At 66.2% G+C, this 1,124-nt stretch carries 2 protein-coding genes; one reads left to right on the top strand and one right to left on the bottom strand.

The window, feature by feature from the left end:
• Window positions 1-80 precede the first annotated feature (80 nt).
• Entirely contained in the window at window positions 81-536 is a 456-nt protein-coding gene (locus tag AC3WJP_RS20975) for a tRNA (cytidine(34)-2'-O)-methyltransferase (RefSeq protein ID WP_493723725.1), read from the bottom strand.
• On the opposite strand from AC3WJP_RS20975, the gene AC3WJP_RS20970 reads away from it, so the two are divergent.
• Window positions 535-996: a hypothetical protein gene (locus tag AC3WJP_RS20970; protein WP_493723724.1), complete on the top strand. Its 462-nt coding sequence runs from the start codon at window positions 535-537 to the stop codon at window positions 994-996. The genes AC3WJP_RS20975 and AC3WJP_RS20970 overlap by 2 nt on opposite strands.
• The last annotated feature ends 128 nt before the right edge of the window (window positions 997-1,124 follow it).

Raw genomic sequence — 1,124 nt, 5'->3', positions numbered from 1 at the left:
CCCCCCCCCCCCCCCCCCCCCCCCCCCCCCCCCCCCCCCCCCCCCCCCCCCCCCCCCCCCCCCCCCCCGCCACAGGGGATTCAGGCGAAACCCTGTTGGCGCCACGCCTCGTAGACTGCCACCGCCACGGTATTGGACAGATTCAGGCTGCGGCTGCCGTCGCGCATGGGCAGGCGCAGACGATGGCCGTCGGGCTGGGCGTCCAGCACCTCGTTGGGCAGCCCGCGGCTCTCAGGCCCGAACAGAAAGGCATCGCCCGGATGGAACGCCACGTCGTGGAACGGCCGGGAGCCCTTGGTGGTGAAGGCGAACAGGCGCGGCTGGCCCAGGCTTTCGAGGCAGCTGGCGAGGTCGGCGTGGCGCTTGAGCGGGGCGTATTCGTGATAATCGAGTCCGGCGCGGCGCAGGCGCTTGTCGTCCAGCTCGAAGCCGATCGGCTCGATCAAGTGCAGGTGGCAGCCGCTGTTGGCGCAGAGCCTGATAATGTTGCCGGTATTCGGCGGAATCTCTGGTTGAAAAAGGATGACGTGAAACATGCACGGCTCCGAACTGAAAGACGGGCAGCATTCTACCCCTGATGAGCAGGACCCACGATCAAAACTCTGGCCCAGGTTCCTCGGCGCCATCGCCTTGTTCAGCTTGCTGGTGGGGATGATGATCGGCAAGGTGACCGAGCCCGAGCCGCGGGTGCTGGACCGCATAGAGATCCAGCCGGCGGGGCTGGTGCTGTGGTTCAACGAGGAACCCAAGGTGCATGGCGAGTTCGGCAACGGCATCCTGGCGATTGTCTTCGATGCCCATGGGCGGCCTGGAACGGGGCAGTTGCCCATAGAAGGGCGCCAGGCTAACTGGAAGGTGCAGCAGGGCGATCAGGGGTTGCTGCTGACGGTCATCGCCGCACGGGCGCTGCAAGGCGACTGGTCTGGTACCGAGGTCAATGGCCGCTGGCGTTTCGAAGTGAAGGTGCGCGAGGCGCAAACGCCGCAGACCCCTTGAGGGGGGGAATCGAAGAGAGGGGATTGACGGATAAAAGAGGGAAGCCCCGGCCTGCCTGTACCAAGGTCCCCAAAAAGCGGGAGTAGCGACGCGGCATCAGTGCCGCCACGTGCTCGGTGTAAAAGAGG

The organism is Pseudomonas sp. GW821-FHT01A09, assembly GCF_058986725.1.
Note: the sequence above shows the minus strand (reverse complement) of the source record. Positions and strands in the feature narration are given on the sequence as shown.